Below are 24,244 nucleotides of genomic sequence, written 5' to 3' on the forward strand. Positions count from 1 at the left end.
ACCTATTGATCATTTTGGCAACGCAGAAAAATTAACTTCCCGATTTTGGGTTTTGAATAGGAAGTCGAACGGTTCATTTCAAGTGAGCTTCCTATTCAAAAGCCCCTCAAAAAATCGGGAAGTAATTTTTTGCGCCATACTTGGTTTGCTCCTGGTCTTTTTTTCTTGTGATATTGTGCCTGGCTTTCGCGCTGCGTTACGCCAAGCACCTCAATGCCTTGATGATTGGGGAAGAAGAAGCGATGTTCTTAGGGGTCAATGTGCGAAACCTGAAAAGAAATGTCCTGGTGATCAATGTGGCGATGATTGCTGTGGCAACTGCATTTGTGGGGGTGATCGGTTTTGTTGGGCTGGTGGTACCGCATTTGTTGCGCATGCTGCACGGTTCAGACCATCGGTATTTGATTCGAAACAGTGCCCTACTGGGCGCAATCATGCTCAGTGTGGCCGATCTATTGGCACGCATGTTGCTTCGACCAGCGGAATTGCCCATTGGCATCGTTACCTCTTTGGTAGGCGTTCCGGTATTTTTGTTGCTTTTGAGAACCAAAAAAATGTTCAACTGACATGTTGCGTGCAACTCACCTCACTTATGGTATTCGCGGGAAAAAATTATTGGACGATGTCTCGGTAAGTTTTTCTCCTGGTGGACTCAACCTGATCATTGGCCCCAATGGCGCCGGTAAAACCACCTTGATCAAAGCGCTTTGTCAGCAAATCAAACCCGAATCAGGGGCCGTGTATTATGGCGATACCAAGGCAACTCAGCTTTCAGTAGCCGCGCTGGCACGCATGCGGGCGGTATTGTCCCAAAACATTGAGCTGGCCTTCCCTTTATCGGTTGCGGAAGTGGTGATGATGGGGCGGTATCCCCATTTTGCTGGCACACCGAGTACCAAAGACGAATCTGCCTGCGAAGCCGCCATGCGCTTTTTTGATGTGTGGGAAATGACTGATCGAAATTACAATACGCTCAGTGGCGGAGAAAAACAGCGGACTCATTTTGCGCGGGTAGCCGCGCAAATCTGGTACCCTGCCTCTACTGGGTTTCGCTACCTGATCCTGGACGAACCCCTTACTGCGGAACACATCCGCACGGCTTACCGCCTGGAGCCAGTGATTCGAAAGGAAGAGGGAAACTTGCATTTGTTTTTTTAAGGGTTTCAGCACTTAAAGCTAGCAAGCTGGAATTTAACCCACCTGCTAGCACAAGTTTTCGTCTCTTTAAAGGTAAAAAAAGCAAGTCAATACCTTGATCACTTTTTAGTCCGTAAATCCGCCAAAAACCGTTCCAGTTCGCTTTCGTCGTAAATCAACACCTCCCGGGCTTTGCTGCCTTCGCTCGGGCCAACAATGCCAGTCGCTTCCAATTGATCCATGATGCGGCCAGCGCGGTTGTAGCCCAGTTTGAGCCGGCGCTGAATCATGGATGTTGAGCCGTGTTGACTTTGTACGATGAGGCGCGCCGAATCCTCAAACATTTCGTCCAGTTCGGCGTATTTGAGTTCGGTTTTGCCCGGTGGTTCGTCGTCGCCATAATATTCGGGCAAGAAATAGGGTTCGGGATACCCTTGTTGTTTGGCAATGAAGTCGATGACATTTTCTACTTCCGGCGTATCGATGAAGGCGCCTTGCAAGCGAATCATTTCCCCACCAATGGAGAGCAGCATATCCCCTCTACCGATCAATTGCTCTGCTCCTCCAGCGTCCAGAATGGTTCTGGAGTCGATTTTTGAAGTTACCTTATAGCCAATCCGTGCCGGGAAGTTTGCCTTGATCACCCCCGTGATGATGTTGACCGAAGGCCGCTGGGTGGCAATCACGAGATGAATCCCTACTGCACGCGCCAACTGTGCCAATCGCCCGATGGGAAGTTCTACCTCTTTGCCTGCGGTCATGATCAAATCCGCAAACTCGTCAATCACCAGCACGATGAAGGGCAAAAACTTGTGTCCTTTTTGAGGGTTGAGGCGGCGTTCAACAAATTTGTCGTTGTATTCCCGAATGTTGCGTGCCGAAGCTTTCTTGAGCAGGTCGTAACGGTTGTCCATCTCAATACACAGCGAGTTGAGGGTATGGATTACCTTGGTCGTATCCGTAATGATGGGTTCATCCTGGTTGGGCAAAAAGGCCAGGAAGTGATTGTCGATTTTGCTGTAGGGGAAAAGCTCCACTTTTTTGGGGTCGATCAGCACCAATTTGACTTGGGATGGGTGCTTTTTGTACAAAAGCGACACCAGGATGGAGTTGATCCCTACCGATTTTCCTTGTCCAGTGGCCCCAGCTACCAGCAAGTGGGGCATTTTGGCCAGGTCGGCCACAAACACTTCATTGGAGATGGTTTTTCCAAAAGCAATGGGCAAATCCATTTTGGCTTTCTTGAATTTTTCGTGCATCAGTACCTCTTTCATCGAAACGATCTGTTTCTTCTTGTTGGGTACTTCAATCCCGATGGTGCCTTTACCGGGGATCGGGGCAATGATGCGGATACCTAAGGCCGAAAGGCTCAGGGCAATATCGTCTTCCAGGTTTTTGATGCGGGAAATCCGCACCCCGGGCGCCGGAATGATCTCATATAAGGTTACCGTTGGCCCGATGGTGGCCCGAATTTTGGTGATTTCAATCTTGTAATGCAATAAGGTCTCGATGATTTGGTCCTTATTGGCTTCCAATTCCTCCCGATCGATTTCTACCTTTTGATCGGAATAGTCGTTGAGCAACGCCAAAACAGGGTGCTCGTACGAAGACAAATCCAGCGTTGGGTCATAAGGTTCACTGTGATCGGGGTTTTCTTCCTGCGCCAGATCGATCGGTTGCAGGTTGAGGTCAGGGGCATTTTCAACCAGGGGTGGGCGCTCATCGGGGGCACTGTAGCCCATTTCCAGCTCTAAATCCCCAGGAGTATTCGCCACCGGAGGGCGATTGGCGCGATTCAAATCAAAAGCCAACTGGGCACCTTGCTCCAGGTTAGCGGGCAAAGCGGGGATGTCAATGTCGATTTCTTCTTCTTCATCTTCGCTCGCTTCCGCAGCATTGGTTCCCGAATTGACCCGTTTTGCCTTTGGTCCTGGGCGGAGTTTGGATTGGGCTTCCCGCAAATCCGTTGGTTTGGCGCGTCGAAACAATTTACCTTGAAATAAAGCCTCAAAGTAATAGTAAATTTCTTGCATGGCCTGTCCAAAAGACAATTGATCAAAGTTGGGGTTGAAACGCCAGACCACCAATCCAAAAGCAATACTGCCAAAAAGGACGATTTGTCCTGCCGTGCCTACAAAGCTGAACAACCATTGATTGACTGTATCGCCCAATGCACCACCCCAGGGGAAACCAAAGGTGCCAAACAAAAACTCAAAAATCACGGATAAGAAAAAAATCAGAATGACCGTATAGCGAAAACGACTGGTAAATCGATACAAGGGAATCCGCCGAATAAATGCACTGCCCATTAAGACCAGTAAGTAAACGAGCAAGAACGAAGGAAGCCCGAATAAGTAATAAAAGAAAAAGTTGGACAGAATCGCCCCCAAGCGCCCCAGCCAGTTGGCCATTTCATATCGCCCATCCAATAATAATTGCCACGAAAAACGCAGTACCCGATCTTGATCTATATGCCAGGTAAACAAGTACGAAGTAAAGGCAATGAATAGATAAAGGGCAAAAAACAACAATAGCACCCCAGCTAATTTAGGGATGCGCTCATCTTCCGTAAATCGAAGAGAAAGTTGTCCTTTTTTCTTTTTTGCCGCCATAATTAATAACCGTCGTTTGCTTTCGACAGGGTTCGAGCAAAAATACTCCTATTTCAACAAAAAAAAATGTCTTGCAAATATTTGTTGGCAACAATTTTTTGTTTACCTTGCACCTAATTCGGCACTTTTAATTTAAGAATTAAATCACACTCCATGATTCGTGAAGATCGTATATCGTTGAATGAGCGTTTCCGCAAGGTGTTTGACCTGCTGGTAGAGCGCGGAGACATTCAACCCAACGACCGAAGCGGCAAAGGTATTGGTGACTTTGCCCTCAAAATCCTCGGAAATCGCGCCTATGGCCACATCATCAGGGCATTTCTCAATCCCGATGACAAGCGCTGCCTTGACTATCGCCATGCGCGAACACTCTGCCGTGAATACGGAGTCAATGAATCGTACCTCATTGACGGGGTCGGAACTCCTTTCGGCTTTGATTTACCAAAGCCTTCGCCCGCAGATGAAACAAGCCTCAAAGTAGGCAATATTTTGTTTACATCAGAAGAAGCTTTTGCCGGTTCAACTGTCGGTAAAGATGGTTGGGCTGTTGAAGATATCGATTATTTTAACATCCCTGGTTTGGCCGGTGGTGGTTTGGTTGCTTTTCCCATTAAAGGAAACAGTATGGAACCCATCATTTCTAACGGAGATGTAGTCATTTGTCGGGAAATCCAAAGCATGAGTGAAGTACGGGACAATAAAATCTATTCCGTAAAACACAATGGCAACATTTGGGTGAAACACGTACAAAAGATCACCGACCGCAATGGCCGGGTTACCAGATTGAAACTCATTTCTGCCAACCACCTGGAGCACGATCCCTTCGTAGAAGACGTCAACGAGCATACTCGCTTGTACCAGGTTATCCGCAAAATCAGCGAACTGGACTAGTGAAGTTTTAGGTTTGAGTTTGCTCAATTTTGCACAACGGATGTTAAATTGCATGAACTCAAACCTAAAAACCCCATCCATCAAAGATGCCTTTGTCTGGTCGCTTCATACAATATAATGCCTGCTGCAACTGAGGCATTTAATGAATCGGTTTGTCCCAATTGTGGAATGATGAATCGATTGTCTGCCAATGCGGCTACCGCAGAGGTGATGCCTTCTGATTCTGATCCAATTACCAAGGCTACGGGGATAGTCCAATCCATTTCTGAGAGTGAGGCTTTTGCATTCAGATCACTCACATACACTTTTACGCCAGAAAGTTTGAGCAACTCAATGGCTCCTACCATGCTTTTTTCCCGGCATACTGGAATAATTGTCAACGCTCCGGCAGAGGTTTTAACTGCTTCTGCGTTCACTTGTGCGCTTTTTTTGCTTGAAATGACCAGGGCATGCGCCCCAAATACTTCGGCAGATCGACCTATGGCGCCAAAATTGCGCACATCTGTGATCCCATCCAACAATACAATTAGAGGATTTTGCCCTTTTTCAAAAACATCAGGGAGGATATCTTCCAACCTTTGAAAAGGAATGGGAGATATGAATGCAACTACTCCTTGGTGATTGCCTCCTACCAATTTATTGAGGCGTTCTTTGGGTACTACTTGCAAAGGAACTTCATATTCTTTGGTAAGGTGACGGATCTCCTTTTCAAATTCACCTCGAATGCCTTGTTGCATCACCACTTTATCCACCGTCCATCCTGATTTGATGGCGTCTACTACGGGATGGCGTCCGTACACTATTTCAGATTGCTTTTCAGGCATCATTGATTGAAGGTTACCAGCTTTTGGCCATATGACTGACAAATTAACTACTTTTTAATCTTTCCGCAGAACAAATAGACTTCTTTCTCCGTATCAAGCCAAGTTGTTTTAATTATTTTTGAGACTTTACGGATCGAATTTAACAAAATTTCAAATGAAGAAAATTTCCGCCTTTTTTTCCCCCTTTGCTCTTTTGGCCTTTATGCTCGGGTGCTTTAATGCACAGGCTCAGCAAATAGAAGGCTCAACTTTGGCTAAATTGTACATACAACAGCATGCCGATCAATTGAAACTCACTCCAGAAGATATTCAAGGTCTTACAGTGAGCAATGAATACCAAAGTGAACACAATGGTATTACGCACATCTATTTTGCCCAGACTCATGAAGGAATTGAAGTGTACAACGCCATCAGTGGTATACACATCAAGGATGGTAAAGTCTTTTATACTGCCAACCGATTCATCGTGGATATTGCCTCCAGAGTGAATGCCATTCAGCCGGGCATCAAGCCCGAAAAAGCTTTGCTGCGCGCAGCCGATGATTTAGGGTTAAATGAAAAAAGCAAAAATATCCAGATTCTTCGTTCCGAAAAAAATACTTCAGCAGAATTTGCAGGGGGCAATCTTTCGCGCGAAAACATCCCTGCGTATTTAATGTACCATCCGAGTGCCAGCGGCCGCTTGCGCTTGTGCTGGGTGATGGAAATTCATGATCCACGCAGCGCTGATCAATGGATGTCATTTGTAGATGCCCTTACTGGCGTGGTGCTTGAAAAAGTCAACCATACGATTTCTTGTACTTTTCCGGGACACAACCATTCTGCGCAGCTCATCTCTGATGAATGCTTGCAAGAGGCTGGTTTGGAGCGCATGAGTATGCCCCTTCAAACGCCTGAAACAGAGGAAATTCTTACCCCAGTTGCTGATGGTGCCACCTACAACGTGTTTCCCGTACCGGTAGAAAGCCCTTTGCACGGCGTACGCAAAATAATGACCAGTCCAGCAGACCCTGATGCCTCTCCTTATGGCTGGCACGATACCAATGGTTTGCCTGGTGCAGAATATACCATCACCCGTGGCAACAATACCTATAGCTACCTGGATCAAAATGCCGACAATCGTCCTGATACCACCGTTGTCCCCAATGGAGGAGCTAAACTGGCGTTCAATTATCCATTCAATTCCGAGCAAGAACCCAATTCATCTCGTGCTGCCGCCATCACGCAGTTGTTTTACATGAACAACATTTTGCATGACTTCAGCTACAAATATGGGTTCACGGAAGCAGCGGGCAATTTTCAGCAAAACAATTACGGAAAAGGTGGCCGTGCATCTGACGCTGTTTTGTCGGAAGCACAAGATGGAACCGATATCAACAACGCCAATTTTGGGGCAGGGGTAGACGGTGCTCCTGGCCGCATGCAAATGTTCATCTGGAATACTTCTGGTGGAAATGCCTTCATTGAATCTCCGGCGGGGATTGCTGGAAAATACCCAGTACGGGCCGCAAGTTTTGGCAAACGCTTGACCACTACACCAATAACTGCTGAAATTGCGGTGGGCTTGGATGGTAGCACCAGTGCTAATCTGGGGTGTCAAACTTTATTGAACCCAGGCAATCTGAAAAATAAAATTGTACTCATTGACCGGGGTACCTGCACCTTTGAACGCAAAACCCTCAATGCTCAATTGGCGGGAGCGATTGCTTGTGTGGTCTGTAATTTTGAGAATACCTTGCCTGCTGGTTTGGGGGATGATCCTACCTTAACGGGTGTAACCATACCTGTAGTTGGCATGCGTTCGGGAGATTGTGAACTGATGAAACAGGCACTGAGCAATAGGGAAAAAGTACAACTTACGTTGGTTGCTCCGGCCAATTTAGGCCCAGACTCGCTGGATGCCAGCTTCGACAACGGCATTGTCGCACATGAATTTGGTCACGGTGTTTCCATTCGCCTTACCGGAGGGCCATCTGTGTCAACTTGCTTGAACAACGACGAACAAATGGGTGAGGGCTGGAGCGACTTTTTTGCTCTCGTTACCACCGTCAAGCCTGGTCAAAATGGAAAATTGGCCCGAGGAATTGGAAATTACGTGTTGTACGAAGGGCTGGATGGCACTGGTATCCGCCGCGCACCTTATTCTACCGATCTAAAAGTGAATGCCCAAACCTACGACGACATCATTGGAACCAGTGCACCACACCCGGTAGGCGAAATCTGGGCCACTACGTTGTGGGATCTTTACTGGGCTTTGGTAGACAAATACGGTTGGGACGCAGATCTTTACCGGGGTAAAGGAGGCAACAACATCGCGATACAATTGGTAATGGATGGTCTGAAATTGCAGACTTGTAGCCCAGGATTTGTGGATGGCAGAGATGCGATCATCGCTGCTGATGCAGCCAACAATGGCGGTGCGAATGAGTGCTTGATTTGGGAGGTTTTTGCACGCCGTGGCCTGGGTTGGAGTGCCGATCAGGGTAGTACAGCCGATCGGAATGACGGTCTTCAGGCATTTGATACCCGCCCCGAATGCCTCAGAACGCTTAAGGTGCAAAAAACAGTAAATGGCATCGTTAAGGCGGGTGATACGCTTAGTGTCAATTTGCTGGTGTACAACCACAAAACCACGCCAGTTACCAATGTCGTGCTCAATGACGAATTGCCCAATGGCCTTAATTTGATTCCAGCATCCGTAGTAGGATCCATCAAGACTTCTGTTAATAGCGGTATTGCCACTTTTGAATTGGGAACTTTGGCTGCTGGAGGGAGTAAAATCATCCGATACCTGGCCGTAAGCAACCGCAGCAAACCTTCGATTCGCCAGGTCATCGATGATGTGGAAGGAATAAATAGCATGTGGCAGAAAACATCGTTGGAAGGGCAAGATACTTTTCGCATTACGACCAGTAACCCCTATAAAGGAACCAAAGCCTGGACAGTTCCGGGAGGGAAAACTTCCGTCGATCAAGCTTTGTATTTAAAAGACCCCATCTTGGTCAGCGGGAAACAGCCGGTTTTGCGCTTCTACCAGAATTACAGCATCGAAACTGCCCTTGATGCCGGCATCGTTGAGGTAAGCACCAATGGAGGCGGTAGCTGGGAGTACGTTCCCGATAGCTTGATATTCCGCAATGGTTATACGCGCCTTGTTACTTACATTACCTTTTCGATTCCCAAACTACGTGGCTTTTCAGGTACAACTGGCGAATACATTCCTACTTACGTCAATCTTGGTAAATACCTGGGGCAAAAAATTCAAGTGCGTTTCAGGTTTGGTTCCAATGATGATCCCGCCAATGGCCCTGCACGTTCAAAAAACTGGACAATTGACAACATTGAGTTTATGGATCTGGTCAATTACGATGGACAGGTATGCCTCACTACAGCGGAGGGGGATAAAGTTTGCGCCAAAGCACCTTCAAAAGGGGCATTGGTTGAGCCTGGCTTGACTACTTCTACCCGAGATTTGCAAGGGCGTACCCGCATGGCCATCTATCCCAATCCAACCAATGAGCGCATCAACGTGCAATTGGAAGGATTACCTTCAGGACAATCCAGTGCAAATTTATTGAGTATGGATGGCAGAGTGCTGCAAACGCAAATGATGTCCAATCGCAATGACGATAGTCGCCTACTTTCTTTTGATCTATCTGGCCTTCCGGCGGGAATTTACCTGATGCAGGTGAAAGGCGCAGGATTGAATCATGTAGAAAAAGTAGTGAAGTTTTAATCCTGGCAAAAGGGTGGAACTACAAATAGCAAAGGTTCAAGGGAGACATGCCCTTGAACCTTTGCTATTTGTATCCTTCTTCGTGCTTGCGCACCCGTATGACCACAGATTTTGAAATCGGCGTTTTGCTTTCCCGCGCAAATTTGTTGACCGGAATCAGCACATTGGCCTCAGGGAAATAGGTGGCCACGCATTGTGACGGTATATCGTAAGCTACTGCAATAAATTTACGCGCAACCCGCTGTTGGCCATCGTATTCACTGACCAAATCCAGTAATTCTCCCGCCTTCAGGTTGGCAGTTTCCATATCTGCCTGGTTCATCAAAATCACCCGACGCTCATTGTAAATGCCCCGGTAGCGATCGTCCAAACCATAAATGGTGGTATTGAATTGATCGTGTGTACGGATGGTCATCATCAGGTATTGATCGGATTGCAGTGGGATGCGGGGCAATTCGGTGAGGCTAAAGTGGGCTTTGCCGTCTTCGGTATCGAATTTTTGCTCCCGATTTGGATTGGGCAAGTAAAATCCACCTGGTTCTCGCACCCGTTCGTTGTAATTTTCAAATTCAGGAATAACTTTTTCAATCAAATCGCGGATGTTGTCGTAGTTGCTGAGTAGGTTTTCCCAGTCGATTTTACTTTTATTGCCCAGAGTGGCTTTGGCCAAACCGGCCACAATTGCGGGTTCACTCAACAATGCATCCGAACAAGGCTCGAGGATACCTTTGGACATTTGTACAACGCTCATTGAGTTTTCGGTACTGACAAACTGTTCTCCGCTCTCTTGTTCATCCCGATCGGTGCGACCAAGGCAAGGCAGAATCAGTGCCTGTTTGCCATGCACCAAATGACTGCGGTTGAGTTTGGTAGAAACCTGAACCGTCAGATTGCAATTGCGCAAGGCTTGTGCCGTAACTTCGGTATCCGGAGTGGCGGAGAGGAAGTTCCCCCCCAGTGCAAAAAACACCTTGGCCTTTTGGTGGTACATGGCCTGTATCGCGTCAACGGTAGCAAAACCTTCTTTGCGGGGCATTTTAATGCCCACTACTTCTTCCTGTTTGTCCAAAAATTCTTTCTTGGGGGTTTCCCAAATGCCCATGGTGCGATCTCCTTGCACATTGCTGTGCCCACGCACCGGGCATGTGCCTCCACCCTGAATGCCAATGCTGCCTTTGAGCAAGAGCAGATTGATCACTTCCCGAATATTGTCTACTGCGTTTTCATGCTGGGTAAGCCCCATCGCCCAGCAGGCAATGATGCGTTTGGATTTTTTGATCAACCGAGCGGCCTTGCGAATCTGCCCGCGGGGGATGCCACAGGCTTCTTCCAATTCCCGAAAGTCAAATTGCTGGAGGTGTTTAGCGAAAGCTTCGTATCCATCGGTATGATTGGTGATGAACTCCATGTCAAAGATGTCGCCCAATTCCTGTTTTTCTTGAAAAAGGAGCATCGACATGATGGCTTTGAGTAAGGCCACATCGCCATTGATTTTGACCTGGAGGTACAAATCCGCTAACTTAGTTCCACCATTCAAGATTTTTGATGGCCGCTGAGGGTTAACAAACCTGGTTAAACCAGCTTCCTTGAGGGGATTAATGGCAATAATTTGGCCGCCTTTTTCTTTGCAACGCTCCAAGGCTGAGAGCATTCGCGGGTGGTTGGTTCCTGGATTTTGCCCCAGAATAATCACCAGGTCGGCATGGTCAAAATCTTCGAGGGTAACGGAGCCTTTGCCCGTGCCCAAAGTGGTGCTGAGGGCTTTGCCAGAAGATTCATGGCACATGTTGGAGCAATCGGGCAGGTTATTGGTACCAAAAGCCCGAACAAAGAGCTGGTACAAAAATGCCGCTTCGTTGCTGGTGCGGCCAGAGGTATAAAAAATGGCCTCATTGGCGGATTTGAGGGCATTGAGTTCTGTTGCAATCAATTGGAAAGCAGCTTCCCAGGAAATCGGCGCGTAGTGACTGGCGCCAGCACGCAATACGAGTGGTTCGGCCAGGCGGCCTTTTTTTCCCAATTCAAAATCCGAAAGCTGGAGCAGTTCAGCAATACTGTGCTGCGCAAAAAAATCTGCACCAATGCTTTTGCGTTGTGCTTCTTCGGCGATGGCTTTGATGCCATTTTCGCAATATTCTCCAAGGCGAGACCGATCGTCATCAGGATCAGGCCAGGCGCATCCTGGGCAATCGATGCCTCCTTTTTGATTGAGTTTGAACATGACTTTGAGCGCTTCACCTGGCCGCATGTACTTGCGGGCATGTCGAAGTGAGCTGCTGATGGCGGGCAAGCCCGCTGCTTTGGTTTTCGGGCTGCGCTTACGGATTCCTGTAAATGATTCAGGCGGTTGCGCTCCGGTATTTTCATTGGAATCAATCACAATGATGTCTTTCCCTTTGGCTTTCCCAGTGCTTTTGGCTTTGGGAGGATCAACAATGACGTCTTTCCCTTTCACCTTCTCGGTGTTTTTGGCCATCGGGGGATCGACAGTGATGTCTTTCCCTTTTGCTTTTCCCTTGCTTTTGGCAACGGGAGGATCAACAACAGGTGCTTTCTCCTTTTTCGTTCTGCTCTTTTTGGTATTTTCCTTCATTGCGACAAACAAACGTCTGCTGAATTAATGTGGCATGCGCTAGCCTCCAATGGTGGCCATCGACTCTGTTACAGGCAGGCCAAAGTTACGATTTTTTTCAGCCTCCCAGCCGTCTTTGGCCCGATTGCCCAAGGCTGTTACAAAAGTATCTCGAATTTGTTGATCTGATGCGCCCTGACGCATCAAATCGCGGATATTAAAAACGCCATTGTCGTACAAACACGTTCTCAGGCCTCCTTGAGGAGTAATGCGAATGCGGTTGCAAGTACCACAAAAGGTACGGCTATAAGCGGCAATGATGCCAATGTCTCCTTTAAACCCAGGTACCTGATAGTTGTAAGAGGTAGAATTCGGGGGATCTGTCAATTTTTCCAAATTGGGAAAAGCAGTCTTCAAAAGTTCAAGAATCCGACGGTGGTTCCAATGCAATTCCTGGTAGTGGTTGCCCTCGCCATTGAAAGGCATCTCCTCGATGAACCGCACACTTACCGGATGATTTTTGGTCAACTCGGCCATTGGAATCAGGTCATCGGTATTTTTTCCATCCATTACCACAGCGTTGATCTTGGTTTGGATGCCATGTTCCAGCAATGCGTGAAAGGTATTCATGACCTCATTGAACACATTGCGGCGGGTAATTTCAAAAAAACGAGCTGGGTCTAGGGTATCCATGCTCAAATTGATGGACTTGATGCCGATGGCTTTCAACTCAGGCACCAAAGGAGCAGTGGTCGTTCCATTGGTCGTAATGTTGATTTGCTTTAATCCTGAAATTTTGCTGATGTGGCGCAAAAAGTCCATCATGTCCCTGCGTACAAAGGGTTCTCCGCCCGTAATGCGCACTTTATCGATGCCCATGTCTACAAGTAGTTCAACCAAACGGATCATTTCCTCGTAAGACAACAGATCATGCTTGTCTACATAATTGATGCCCTCTTCGGGCATGCAATAAAAACAACGCAAATTGCAGCGGTCGGTAACGGCAAGCCGTACGTAGTTGATTTTGCGCCCATGATTGTCGTATAGCATGCTTTATGTTTTGAGGGACTTCGTTCTAAAGGACTTGTTTCCAATAAACTCAATTATTGTGCAAGTAGTTGTCGTTATTGCCACATTAGGTAATTGACCAGATTAAATGTGGATTCTTTGACTAATTTTAAAATCAAAGAAAGGTAGTAAAATTAGTGAAAGGTTGATCATCTATTTGCTTTGATTTGTTGTCCAAAAAATCGAAACCATGAAAAAAACGCTCATTGCTTTAATGCTGATAGTGGGAATTTTGGAAACACTGGATGCCCAAATCCGTTTTGAAAGGGCTTATTTTATTGACAATGAAGGCAAAAGAACGGAGTGTGGAATCAAAAATTCGGATTGGAGCAACAACCCGAATTCATTTGGGTTTCAAAGCCCGGGCAGCAACAAAACAATAACCGCTTCCATCAACGAAGTACAGGAATTTGGCGTGTATAATTTTTCAAAATACATTCGTGCCAAAGTCGAAATGGATCGCTCCAGTGGGAATGTAAGCAAAATGGGCTATGCGGGCAACCCTGAGTTTCGCACCGAAGCAATTTTTTTGAGGGTGCTGATTGAAGGCCAAGCAACGCTTTATTCTTTTACAGATGGCGATCTGATCCTGTTTTTTTTCAAAGTCGGCAGCGGTTCAATCCAACAACTCCTTTTTAAAAAATACATTGTTGACCAAAATACGGTTGCTACCAATGCCGAATTCAGAGAACAATTGGCCACTTCTGTAAAGTGCCCGCAAGACCGATCGAATGCGCTGAAGGAATTGGATTACTACAAATCAGAACTCATTCGGTATTTTTCGACTTACCACCAATGTATGGGGCTTAAGTTTTTGAATTACGAACCTAAAATCAAGCGAGACCTGTTCAATGTGCGCATTACTTCCGGGCTTAGTTTTTCTTCGTTTACCTTCAAAGGAGTAGATGGATTCCCACAAAAAATCATTCCACGCCTTGGATTGGATGCAGAATTCGTGTTGCCTTTCAACAAAAGCAAATGGGCCTTTTTTGTTGAACCCAACCTACAGGCTTTTTTCTCAACGGACGCCATACGGGGCGATTTGAGCTCCATCAATTACCGCTCACTGGAGCTTCCGGTTGGCTTACGGCACTACTTTTATGTAAGCCCCGATTTGAGATTTTCCTTGTCTGCGGCCTATGCTTTTGATTTCAACTTCAAATCGGCCTTAAGTCGGAGCGATGGCACCAAATATGACTTACTGGGTGGCAATGTGTTTGCCTTCGGAGCGGGAATGGGCTATAAAAAATTCAGCGCGGAAATGCGCTGGTACCAGGATCGGGATTTGTTGGGATTGTATACTGCTTTGGAATCGAAATTGTCCAAGGTAGCGTTGGTACTGGGCTGGAAAATTTTTTAGTTCGTAACGCAGAAACATGCGTCATACTTACGCATCTGGGTTCAGTATTTTTTTTAGGGTCTCCAGGTGTACTGCTTCTTCAAAAACCGCACGAACTTCAATGGCAAAACCTGACACAACTTTGCTGCGGATGATTCCTTCGCCAATTTTCAAGTGTAGTTTATACTGTTCATCCTGAATAAAATACTGTTCAATGGTTTCATCTTCAGGATCAATAATCCAGTATTCTTCCACACCATGAGCTGCATAATCATTGAATTTAATACCTCGATCGCGGTGGGCAGTGCTGTCCGATAATACTTCAACTACAAAATCAGGAGCAGGGTATTTCCAATGCCCTTTTTTGAAACTTGCTGCTTTTTCTGTGCCAAAAAAAACCACATCTGGCTCATAGTCGTTGCGGGTGAGTGCGGTCAGGACTTTTTCGTAACCAACGTAGCCCAATTTATGAACGCGTACAAATACATTTAGCAATTGGTACAAAAACCCAGTCGCATCCGTATGCTCTTTTTTCACTGGTGAATGCACAATAATTTCTCCATTGATGAATTCCACTTTCATGTCATCATCAACGTCGCGGTAAAATTCTTGTCGCCTTCTTTTCTCGTCTTCCAATGCGGCCATCAGTTTGTTGACTACCAACGGAGCACTAGGACTTTCCAGAATTGTCGCAATTTGATGTTCTTCGGATGCGAGCAGCATGGTCTAAAAGTTTTGATCAAATTAAGTCTTTTTTTGTCTAAAAAACAAGTAAAGTCTGCATTTTGAGGTTGCTTCATTTTTTCCCACAATAATTGCCCCAGCTTGCTTATCTTTCTACCCATAATGTCTATCTATGTTTAATTACATGTCTCAAAAAATCCGATTCGTTGTAGTCCTTTGGATGGCAAGTATTTCTATAACGCTGCCCAGTTGCCAAGGTCAGGAAATCAAAGACACTGGCCCGGCCTTTTATTACTGGAAAACCACCATTGACTTTGCACCGGCAGCTGCCGAGTTGGCCGATCAATTGGGCAACCAGCATTTTTACCTCCGCTATTTTGATGTAGACTGGAGCGCGGGCTACGAATCAGCAATCCCGAGAGGTATCTTGAATCTGGATTATTACCACCCCTTGAATGGTTGGGAAAAACGTACCGTTACCCCTGCCGTGTACATCACCAATCGCACTTTCGAACGCATTAAGGAATCAGACCTTCCTGCACTGGCCGATAAGGTAGCCCGTAAGGTCAGTCAGATAACCGAAGACCTGACTCAAAGTGTATATGGCTATTCCTACTTGGATGGGATGCCCCCACAATTGACCTGGGAGGAAAGAAACGACATTCTCGATTCCCTAAAAATCCAGTGGCGCAATAAGGTAGTTGAACTACAAATTGACTGCGATTGGACGCAAACTACCCGCGACAAATACTTTTCATTCTTAAAACTCCTGAAACAAACGGCAGCCGGGACAACGATTACTTCAACCCTGCGCTTGCACCAATACCGGGATCGCAAAATAATGGGCATCCCTCCGGTAGACAAAGTGATGCTGATGTGCTATAACACCGGCGATCCAAAAAAACAATCTGAGACCAACGCCATTCTGGACGCACAGGTGGTAAAGCAATACCTGAAAGGCCGAATATACCCGCTGGAAATGGAACTGGCTTTGCCCATCTTCAATTGGGGCGCCTGGTATCGAGCGGGAGCTTTTCAAGGACTTCTGCGCAATTTTAGTGCAGAGCAATCTGGAGCAAACACTTTTTTGAAGCATGAGCAAGACAATCAATACCGGGTTTTGCAAGACACCGTACTTGGGCAAGACTACCTGCGCGAAGGCGACCTGATTCGGATGGACGGCCCTACCCCCGCACAAATGAATGAAACCTTAAAAGCATTAAAGGAACGAATTGGCCACCGTTTTTCCAGGGTAGCTTTTTTTGATTGGGACTACGACAAAATCAAACAGAACCAGACCGAGGTAGGTGCTTATTTTGAAACGTTGAAAAAAAATTAGCCATGTTGACGTTTCGTAATCTTAAAATAGGTGTGGCCATTTTGTTGCTGTGCGCAGTGCCTATGGGCCGCACCAACGGCTGTGGGGTCTATTATTTTCACGATGAATACCGGATGGTATTTTTTAATCCGGCACTGGTTGGAGAAGCGGCCACCCATTCCTTGCATTTGATTTACGGCATCCCTTTTTATTACGAACCTTCGGATCCGGAAAAAAAAGATTACCAACGCAATTGCCAGGAATGGGCCGATTATTTGGGAAAGGAGGTACGCGTTCAGGATGTACAAAAAGTGATCTACGATACGACGCCAGACCTGGTACTTTCTGCAATGGAAGAAAAAGGGCTGGTTGATCTTTTTCCAGGGAATACGTTTGTAAAAAAAATCCTGCAGCCCGAACACGCCGATGCTTTGGAATACCTCGACCTAGCACTACGTTCAGAATTCACCCATTTTGCGGATACCGATCCCTGGATGTTGCAAGAAGACAATTTCAGTTTTGACAACAAACTAAAATTGCTGGTCAGTAAAGCCGAGCAAAAGATCAAAACGGTAAAAGACGCATTCTTGAAACGGCGATACGCATTTCAACTGGTGGTGCAAAGCCGCTATACTGGCAAAGGAGCGCAAAGTCTGAAGTACTGTGACGAATATTTTCCGCTGAATCGTCCAGGATCGGTCTTAATGCCCTGGGCGCAACTGCACAAAGCAGAAATATTGCCTTCAGAAAAACAGGACGAATCCGCTTACATCCTTTCCAGGGTATTTGATTTGTGCGAATCCAAAAAATACCGCGTGCATCATTTGGTCGTAAGAGATAACTTGGTGAAGGCTTTAAAACTAACCCAAAACAAACAAGAGCAATCCACTATCCTGGCACTGCTTGGTTATAGAAACCCGGGTCAAAACCTGGACAACCTAAAGCGCATCGCCGCATTAAATCCTGCTTCGCACTACTTGCCTCAATTGTTGGTGCGAGAAATCAATAAAATCGAAGACTGGTTGCTGACTCCTAAAGTTACGTTTTTTGACGAAAGTGACCATTTCTATGGTGATGTTGATGGTGTTGATTTCATGCCCTCCGAAAACCGAGGGCTGTTGATGAAAGACATACCTTACCTGAAAAAGAACCTCGCCAAGGATCTGGCTTATGCCCGTCAGCTTCGAAGCCTTTTTGAATCCTTGTTGAAAAATCCTCGGTTCCCTGCAAAGTCATTCGCGCACCTTGCTGTTGCCCACCTGTATTATCTGGATCATCAGCCAGCACGGGCAAAGCAGCATTTGGATCAGATCACAGCAAAAGAAGATCCCCGCATTCAACTTCAAAAAAGTCTGATTCAATTGCTGATTTTGCCTGATCTGATGGACATCCAAACCCCGAGAGCAAAGGCTGAAATCGCAGATCTTTTTCACCAAATATTGATCCATGCCGATTTGTTGGAAAGCAGATTGCGCATTTATCCCAAGCTGATGCTCTATTTTTCTCGCTTGTACCAACAGAAAGGAGACATCGTAACGGCAGGGTTGATGTACAATCGAAGTAGCGCTATCCCAATAAGTTCAGAGGATAGATGGGGTACTTACTATTACAGCCAGATCAGCTACTTTGACCGGTTTGCATCTATGGAAGACTTGGATCAATTGATCAATTTGGTGAGTAAAACCAGTAAGAATCCTTTTGAAAAACTGTTGACGGATTCCCTAAACATCCAAGAGGTACAAGAGTTTAGCTATGATTGGGCATACGATCGAATGAATGAATCAGAAGACATCCGTTCTTTTTTACCCAGTATCGAACAATTGTATGATTTGAAAGGCACTATGGCTTTTCGTCAAGATCGATTGAAAGAGGCGCTCGCTGCTTTTGAGCATTTGCCGGATACTTACTGGAGAGACAATTATGAATTTGCAGATTATCTCAAGCACGATATTTTCGTAGACACACAGCATTTTCCCTGGCATGGGAAGCAGCAAAAACCAATCAATAAAATTGCAGTGTTGAAAAAAATGATAGCCTTGCAAGAGAAAGCCTCTAAACCAGGGGCTCAACAGGCTGAAGCTGCCTATTGCTTGGCCAATGCCTACTTTAACACTACTTTGTGGGGCAATTCCTGGATGATGTTCAGTTATGGTAAGTACAATTATTGCCTTTATGGATGGGTTTCAAATGAACACGCACCTTTTCAACGCCTTAGTAAGGAGTATTTCGAAGAATATTTGCAAATGAAACGAGCGGTTTCTTATTACAAGATGGTACTCAATAGCAAACCAGATGACGAACTTGCCGCTAGAACAACCTATATGCTAGGGCATTGTGAGAAATATGCAACGGTTGGCAATGGCTATCTAAATTATGGAGTTTCGGAAGAGGAGTACAAGCGGTTTTTTTCTCCTGTTTTTCTTACCTTTCGCGATAAGTACAGGCACACCGCAGCGTTCAAGGAGTGCCTCAAAAGTTGCCCTGAGTTGGCAGATTATTTCAAGAGCAGGTAAGGAACTCAAAAAAATTAATTGCCATGATTCGTTATCTACCCATATTGATTGTTCTCTTACTCTTGCCCACCATGCGCACCAACGGCTGCGGCATCGATTTTCAACGCGACGAATTCCGCATCGTATGGTTCAATCCCAGGTTGACCGAAGATCCCGCCTTGCATCCGTTTGATTTGAGTTTTTATTATGGGTTTCAATATGCCGCCGATCCTGAATTGCAAGACTATCGCCGCAATTGTCAGGAATGGATGGCTTATCTGGGGCCAGAAGTACGCGAAAGTGATGTGCTGGAGGTGTTGTACAAAAAAGGGCCGGAGTACTTTCTGGATGCGCTGGAAGTCAATCAATTGAGTGTAAAATATCCTCGGAATGCTTTCATTCAACAATTGTTGCAACCCGAAAAAGCAGAAGCTTTAAATTACCTCAAATTGGCCATGCAGGCAGAATTTGCCCATTTCTCATCCTCAGACCCCTGGGAATTGGATGAAACGGAGTCAGACTTTTATGAACGAATCACCCCTTTGATTCGACAGGCGCAACAAAAAGTAAAAACACTTGAAGATCCTTTTCTAAAACGCCGTTACGCTTATCAGTTGGTGGTACAGTTTCGCTATGCAGAAAATGCGGATGAATGCACCCGTTACTGCGAGGATTACTTTGGATGGGACGATACTACCAGTGTATTGGTGCCTTGGGCGCAATTCCATAAAGCTGAAGTAATTGCTACACAAGGCGATGTTGTAGAGTCGGCTTATTTGATGTCTAAAGTATTTGACCATTCTGAGTCAAAAAAAATCCGGGTATTCCAGTTGTTTGACCCATCACTTTTAGCGGATGTATTGCGGAAAGCGCGTACCCCCAGGGAAAAAGCAGCCGTTTATGCCATCGCTGCCTACAAGCATCCGGGGAAAGCATTCGATTTGCTGAAATCCCTGGCCGAGGTTGCCCCCAACTCGCGTTACCTGCCCCATTTGATCACCCGTGAAATCAATAAATTGGAAGATTGGATGCTTACAGCTCGGGTCACTTTTTTTGGAAGCTACCAATATGACAATTACGATTTTGCGTTCAACGGGGAAAACCGCTCCTATATGCCGGGTGAAAGCGCGGGTTTGTTGGAAAAGGAAATTCCATATTTGAAAAAAAACCTGGCTAAAGATTTGGAGTATTTGGCTGAATTGGCTGATTTATTAGCAGGCTTATTGAAAAACCCTCAATTTCAACAAGCGGATTTTGCGCATTTGGCTTTGGCGCACCTTTACTACCTGCAACAAAAACCTATTTTGGCGAATGCAGAACTCGAAAGGGTCAAAGACCGCAATACCCCCACCATTCAGCTGCAAAAGAACCTGACCCAATTGCTCATTTTACCTGAACAACTCGATATTCGCTACCCGCAAGTCAAAGATGAAATCGCCCGCGGATTGGCGCGGGTCAAAGCATATGCCGGCGCTGCCGAAGCAGGAATCCGGATATACCCCAAACTCTTGCTCCACTTTTCGCGACTCTTTCAACAAAAAGGCGAAAGCTCAACTGCCGGGCTGTTTTACAACCGCAGTAAATTCATTCCCAAGAATGTTTACCTCAGCTCTGGGTACTACGAATCGATCAGTTATTTCGATCGCTTTGCTACCCTTAGCGATCTGGACGAAATTATTGCCCTAAAGGAAAACAAAAAAACGCCATCTGCACTGGAAAAACTGCTGCTGGCACCACTTGATGCCTTGGAAAAAGAAAGACATTACTACTACCGAATCAATCCACAGGAAGATTCAGTCATTATCGACGTTGTACCTTCCATCGAGCAATTGTATGACCTTAAAGGGACCATTGCCTTTCGCCAAAATCGTTTGTCTCAAGCATTAGAGGCATTTGAACATTTGCCCGACAATTATTGGGATGAAACCTATGCGTTCAAGCGAAATCTGGATCATGATCCTTTTGCAACGGCTGAATCTTATCCTTGGCAGGGCGAACCACAGACAAGCTGCAATAAGAAACTGATTTTGCGGCGGATGATTGACCTACAAAAACAGGCCGAACAAGCCGGACCAAAACAAGCCGAAGCCTGCTATTTACTGGGAAATGCCTATTACAACTTCACCTATTGGGGGCAAAACTGGATGATGTTCAGCTATGGTCGATCAAATTCGGAGCTGGAACGGGAAGACTATGTTTTAATTGAAAGCTTTTCTTTTGCGCCCAATGCAAAGACTTATTTTAAGGAGTATTATCAAATGAACAAGGCACTGGACTACTATCAAAAAGCCTACAATGCCAAGCCTGACGCAGAGCTGGCTGCCCGGATTGTCTTCATGATGGGGTCTTGTGATAAACTTGCGCAGATGAACAAAGGACTTCGACGTTGGGATGATGAAGAAAAGGAACCCTACATTTCACCATTTTTCAATACCTTCCGCGATCAATTTGGAAATTCGGCTGCATACCGAGAATGTCTCAGGAATTGCCCCGAATTGGCCGACTATTTCAGGAAATAATTGACTGACACAATTTTTAAATTGTACAGTCTGTACCTTAGATCGCTTGCAAAATGAACCTTTTCCGACGCTGCACAAGCATCCTACCGCTGCTGCTTTGTTTCAACCTGCTTTTTTCCCAAAAGAAAAATGCCGCTTTTGAATACCACATTCACCGTGCCGATGGCCCCATCAAGATTGATGGTACTGGCGATGATCCGGCCTGGAGCAAAGCGGAGATGGTCTCTGATTTTTACATGGTATTGCCCATGGATACCAGCAAAGCTAAGGTGCGTACCGAAGTGCGCATGCTGTACGACCAGCAAAACATGTACCTTCTGGCCACTTGTTACGAAAAACTTCCTGGCCCATATATGGTCGAATCTTTGCGTCGCGACTTCAACTTTGGCCGCAATGACAATTTCCTGCTTTTTATGGATCCTTTTGACGACCTTACCAACGGTTTTACTTTTGGATCCAACGCAGAAGGTGCTCAATGGGATGGTTTGCTTTTTGAAGGGGGCAGCGCCAACCTGAGTTGGGACAACAAGTGGACTTCCGAAGTCAAAACCGAAGACGATAAATGGACATTTGAAATGGCCGTGCCTTTCAAAACCCTACGCTACAAAAGTGGCATCACCCGTTGGGGCATCAACTTTAGTCGTCTGGACATGAAAACCACCGAAAAATCTGCCTGGACTCCGGTACCCCGGCAGTTTCCAACGGCGTCATTGGCCTATACTGGCGTATTGGTATGGGACGAGCCACCGCCACCTGCCGGTGCCAATTTTTCGGTCATTCCTTATGCCCTGGCCAATACCGGGAAAGATTATACCAGCAACAAACCAGGCAGCATCAAGGGAGATGTGGGCGTAGACGCCAAAATCGCCATTACTTCTGCCCTGAATCTCGACTTGACCGTCAATCCGAATTTCGCTCAAGTTGAAGTTGACCGCCAACAAACCAACCTCGATCGATTCGAGCTTTTTTTTCCTGAACGCCGCCAATTTTTTCTGGAAAACGGGGATTTGTTTGCCAATGTAGGCTATGCCTCGATCCGACCTTTCTTTTCGCGCCGCATTGGCTTGAATACGCCAATTCAGTACGGCGCACGTTTGAGTGGGAAATTGAACAAAAAGTGGCGCATCGGTGCAATGGACATGCAAACCAATGCCGATGAACAGGGAACGCCCCGTCAGAATTTTGCGGTAATGGCCGTGCAGCGGCAAATTTTTGCGCGCTCCAACATCACTGCGCTGGCCATCAACAAAGAAACCCTGGATTTTGAAACGGTAACCGATCCTACCAAAATCAAACGCTACAACCGCAACCTGGGCTTTGAATACAACCTGCTATCTTCCAACAACGTCTGGAAAGGAAAATTGATGTACCTCAAATCATTTTCACCCGGCATTGACACCAAAGACCATGTACTGGCTGCCAATTTGCAGTACAGCGCCCGCCGCTGGACATATGCTTTTCAATACGAAAGTGTGGGCAAAAACTACCGGGCAGAAGTAGGTTACGTACCCAGAACCAATTACCAGTATTTGAATGGACAAGTGGGGTATCTTTTTTTTCCAAAATCAAAAGTGCTGATCAATCATGGCCCTTTGCTCATGTACAACCAATATTTGAATCCAACTGGGCAGCAAACGGAGTATACCCATGTCTTGGTCTATCGTTTTAGCTTTCAAAACCGGCGGGAATTGACGGTTTGGACAGCACGTGATTATGTAAAATTGCTCAGTCCGTTTGATCCAACCAATTTTGCGGGCAATACGCTGGCTACGGGATCTGAACACAAATGGGGTTCATTTGGTGGTGACTTCACTTCCAAACCCCAAAGCCTTTTTACTTATTCTGCTACCTTTCGATATGGTGGATACTTTGCCCAGGGGCGCCGTTTGCGGATTGGAGGAGACATTGGTTACCGTTTGCAGCCCGTTGCTGCCATTACCATGAGTGTCAATTACAACCGCATCGAATTTGATGATGTAGAAGTTTTACCCACCCAACTTAAAAATACCGACTGGAATTTTTGGTTGATCGGCCCCCGGATTGACCTTACCCTGACGAATAAGTTGTTTTTCACCAATTTTATCCAGTTCAACAACCAAAACAAAAACGTGAACCTCAATCTGCGGGTGCAATGGCGCTACAGCCCAGCATCGGATTTCTTCATCGTATACACCGATAATTATTATTCGGAAGGGTTGAGAATCCGAAATCGAGCCTTGGTGGCCAAGTTGACCTATTGGTGGAATGGATAAAATAAAACCAATTGTCACTCCTTCAAAAAACCCACAGTAGCTTGCTCATACTTCCCCAACTGTTGCTTGAGGCCAAGAACACTTTTGACCGGGCCATCATCTACGGCCAAATTGATCAGCCATTTGGGGATGCTTCCACCTGGGTCGGACTTGAGTTGGTATTCCAGGCGCACCATGCCTCCAGGGAGAGGGGTATATGTCCATTTGGATTCAATGGCTCTGACCCTGACGATGCCTTCTTTTTCTGGAATTAAATTGTAGGCGGATTTACTGGTAGAAGTGACCTGTTTGGTATGGGGATCCTGTTTAAAAGTGTAGTGTACGATCATGTCTCGATCAGAAAAAGGAAGGGGGAAATCGGTGCGCATGTACAGGTAACCTTCTGTTTCGCTGATGGTTCGGATGTGGTAAGACTCTTTCAATCGGAAAGCCCAATTTTTGAGATTTGGGATATCTGATGCGAGAGCCACCACTGCTCGGAGGCTCGCGCGAACTTCCGTACGCAGTTTTAGCTCCAAAATTCCAGAAGTGCTGTCTTTGCGGGTATAAACCTGTACGCCATTGTGGTCATGGCGGAATTTCCAGGAATTGGTTTGGGCAAACAATAAATTGAAGTGCATACTGGCAATTAACCAGCAGAGCATAGTCAGTCGCTTCATTTTTGGGTGTTTTTAACAGTCAGTGGTATGCATAAATAACGGCATGAATGAGTGGATTGTTTCAGTCAGTGAGATGCCTAAGTAAAGCAGAAAAATTAACTTCCCGATTTTGGGTTTTGAATAGGAAGTCGAACGGTTCAT

Annotated in this window: 15 protein-coding genes; 9 read left to right on the forward strand and 6 right to left on the reverse strand. The window is 46.1% G+C overall.

All coding sequences use genetic code 11. The features are described from left to right. Positions 1-140 precede the first annotated feature (140 nt). Complete coding sequence (locus tag ABW391_RS01555) at positions 141-566, forward strand: FecCD family ABC transporter permease (protein WP_353480049.1); 426 nt, start codon at positions 141-143, stop codon at positions 564-566. 1 nt (position 567) lies between these two features. Continuing rightward, on the forward strand, positions 568-1,158 hold the full coding sequence (locus ABW391_RS01560; RefSeq protein WP_353480050.1) for an ATP-binding cassette domain-containing protein: 591 nt from the start codon (positions 568-570) through the stop codon (positions 1,156-1,158). Between the two features lie 98 nt (positions 1,159-1,256). Here the strand turns inward: ABW391_RS01560 and ABW391_RS01565 are convergent, their stop codons facing one another. Next, positions 1,257-3,749 (reverse strand): FtsK/SpoIIIE family DNA translocase, encoded by a 2,493-nt coding sequence (locus tag ABW391_RS01565; RefSeq protein WP_353480051.1) that lies wholly within the window; start codon positions 3,747-3,749, stop codon positions 1,257-1,259. Positions 3,750-3,902: 153 nt separating this feature from the next. Between ABW391_RS01565 and ABW391_RS01570 the strand changes: the two genes are divergently transcribed. Next, positions 3,903-4,640: a S24 family peptidase gene (locus tag ABW391_RS01570; protein WP_353480052.1), complete on the forward strand. Its 738-nt coding sequence runs from the start codon at positions 3,903-3,905 to the stop codon at positions 4,638-4,640. 80 nt (positions 4,641-4,720) lie between these two features. On the opposite strand, the gene rlmB is transcribed toward ABW391_RS01570, so the two are convergent. Then, positions 4,721-5,467, reverse strand: a complete 747-nt coding sequence (rlmB, locus tag ABW391_RS01575; RefSeq protein ID WP_353480053.1) for a 23S rRNA (guanosine(2251)-2'-O)-methyltransferase RlmB — start codon at positions 5,465-5,467, stop codon at positions 4,721-4,723. Between the two features lie 151 nt (positions 5,468-5,618). Between rlmB and ABW391_RS01580 the strand changes: the two genes are divergently transcribed. After that, positions 5,619-9,200: a T9SS-dependent M36 family metallopeptidase gene (locus tag ABW391_RS01580; RefSeq protein ID WP_353480054.1), complete on the forward strand. Its 3,582-nt coding sequence runs from the start codon at positions 5,619-5,621 to the stop codon at positions 9,198-9,200. Positions 9,201-9,264: 64 nt separating this feature from the next. On the opposite strand, the gene ABW391_RS01585 is transcribed toward ABW391_RS01580, so the two are convergent. Next, a complete protein-coding gene (locus tag ABW391_RS01585; protein ID WP_353480055.1) occupies positions 9,265-11,793 on the reverse strand; it encodes an FdhF/YdeP family oxidoreductase in 2,529 nt (842 codons plus the stop codon). A gap of 39 nt (positions 11,794-11,832) precedes the next feature. Beyond that, positions 11,833-12,822, reverse strand: a complete 990-nt coding sequence (gene moaA, locus ABW391_RS01590) for a GTP 3',8-cyclase MoaA (RefSeq protein WP_353480056.1) — start codon at positions 12,820-12,822, stop codon at positions 11,833-11,835. 208 nt (positions 12,823-13,030) lie between these two features. Here moaA and ABW391_RS01595 point away from each other — a divergent pair, with 208 nt between their 5' ends. Further along, on the forward strand, positions 13,031-14,200 hold the full coding sequence (locus ABW391_RS01595; RefSeq protein ID WP_353480057.1) for a hypothetical protein: 1,170 nt from the start codon (positions 13,031-13,033) through the stop codon (positions 14,198-14,200). A 27-nt stretch (positions 14,201-14,227) separates the two neighbouring features. On the opposite strand, the gene ABW391_RS01600 is transcribed toward ABW391_RS01595, so the two are convergent. Next, entirely contained in the window at positions 14,228-14,902 is a 675-nt protein-coding gene (locus ABW391_RS01600; protein ID WP_353480058.1) for a Uma2 family endonuclease, read from the reverse strand. A gap of 145 nt (positions 14,903-15,047) precedes the next feature. Between ABW391_RS01600 and ABW391_RS01605 the strand changes: the two genes are divergently transcribed. The 4 genes from ABW391_RS01605 to ABW391_RS01620 are packed head-to-tail and all read left to right on the forward strand — an operon-like array spanning position 15,048 to position 23,444. Continuing rightward, positions 15,048-16,202: a hypothetical protein gene (locus ABW391_RS01605; protein ID WP_353480059.1), complete on the forward strand. Its 1,155-nt coding sequence runs from the start codon at positions 15,048-15,050 to the stop codon at positions 16,200-16,202. A 2-nt stretch (positions 16,203-16,204) separates the two neighbouring features. After that, a complete protein-coding gene (locus ABW391_RS01610) occupies positions 16,205-18,694 on the forward strand; it encodes a hypothetical protein (protein ID WP_353480060.1) in 2,490 nt (829 codons plus the stop codon). 23 nt (positions 18,695-18,717) lie between these two features. Then, entirely contained in the window at positions 18,718-21,192 is a 2,475-nt protein-coding gene (locus ABW391_RS01615) for a hypothetical protein (RefSeq protein WP_353480061.1), read from the forward strand. Positions 21,193-21,245: 53 nt separating this feature from the next. Beyond that, complete coding sequence (locus ABW391_RS01620; protein WP_353480062.1) at positions 21,246-23,444, forward strand: DUF5916 domain-containing protein; 2,199 nt, start codon at positions 21,246-21,248, stop codon at positions 23,442-23,444. A 14-nt stretch (positions 23,445-23,458) separates the two neighbouring features. On the opposite strand, the gene ABW391_RS01625 is transcribed toward ABW391_RS01620, so the two are convergent. Beyond that, positions 23,459-24,103, reverse strand: a complete 645-nt coding sequence (locus tag ABW391_RS01625; RefSeq protein ID WP_353480063.1) for an START domain-containing protein — start codon at positions 24,101-24,103, stop codon at positions 23,459-23,461. Positions 24,104-24,244: the final 141 nt, after the last annotated feature.

The sequence above is a fragment of the Haliscomenobacter sp. genome (genome assembly GCF_040403615.1).
In the GTDB taxonomy this organism is placed as follows: Bacteria; Bacteroidota; Bacteroidia; order Chitinophagales; family Saprospiraceae; genus Haliscomenobacter.

Excerpts from the sequence above, each read along its gene's own strand:
- ABW391_RS01580 (WP_353480054.1), top strand. The coding sequence starts at position 5,619 with ATGAAGAAAATTTCCGCCTTTTTTTCCCCCTTTGCTCTTTTGGCCTTT.
- ABW391_RS01600 (WP_353480058.1), bottom strand. The coding sequence starts at position 14,902 with ATGCTGCTCGCATCCGAAGAACATCAAATTGCGACAATTCTGGAAAGT.
- rlmB (WP_353480053.1), bottom strand. The coding sequence starts at position 5,467 with ATGATGCCTGAAAAGCAATCTGAAATAGTGTACGGACGCCATCCCGTA.
- ABW391_RS01595 (WP_353480057.1), top strand. The coding sequence starts at position 13,031 with ATGAAAAAAACGCTCATTGCTTTAATGCTGATAGTGGGAATTTTGGAA.
- moaA (WP_353480056.1), bottom strand. The coding sequence starts at position 12,822 with ATGCTATACGACAATCATGGGCGCAAAATCAACTACGTACGGCTTGCC.
- ABW391_RS01570 (WP_353480052.1), top strand. The coding sequence starts at position 3,903 with ATGATTCGTGAAGATCGTATATCGTTGAATGAGCGTTTCCGCAAGGTG.
- ABW391_RS01560 (WP_353480050.1), top strand. The coding sequence starts at position 568 with ATGTTGCGTGCAACTCACCTCACTTATGGTATTCGCGGGAAAAAATTA.
- ABW391_RS01620 (WP_353480062.1), top strand. The coding sequence starts at position 21,246 with ATGAACCTTTTCCGACGCTGCACAAGCATCCTACCGCTGCTGCTTTGT.
- ABW391_RS01585 (WP_353480055.1), bottom strand. The coding sequence starts at position 11,793 with ATGAAGGAAAATACCAAAAAGAGCAGAACGAAAAAGGAGAAAGCACCT.
- ABW391_RS01615 (WP_353480061.1), top strand. The coding sequence starts at position 18,718 with ATGATTCGTTATCTACCCATATTGATTGTTCTCTTACTCTTGCCCACC.
- ABW391_RS01565 (WP_353480051.1), bottom strand. The coding sequence starts at position 3,749 with ATGGCGGCAAAAAAGAAAAAAGGACAACTTTCTCTTCGATTTACGGAA.
- ABW391_RS01605 (WP_353480059.1), top strand. The coding sequence starts at position 15,048 with ATGTCTCAAAAAATCCGATTCGTTGTAGTCCTTTGGATGGCAAGTATT.
- ABW391_RS01610 (WP_353480060.1), top strand. The coding sequence starts at position 16,205 with ATGTTGACGTTTCGTAATCTTAAAATAGGTGTGGCCATTTTGTTGCTG.
- ABW391_RS01625 (WP_353480063.1), bottom strand. The coding sequence starts at position 24,103 with ATGAAGCGACTGACTATGCTCTGCTGGTTAATTGCCAGTATGCACTTC.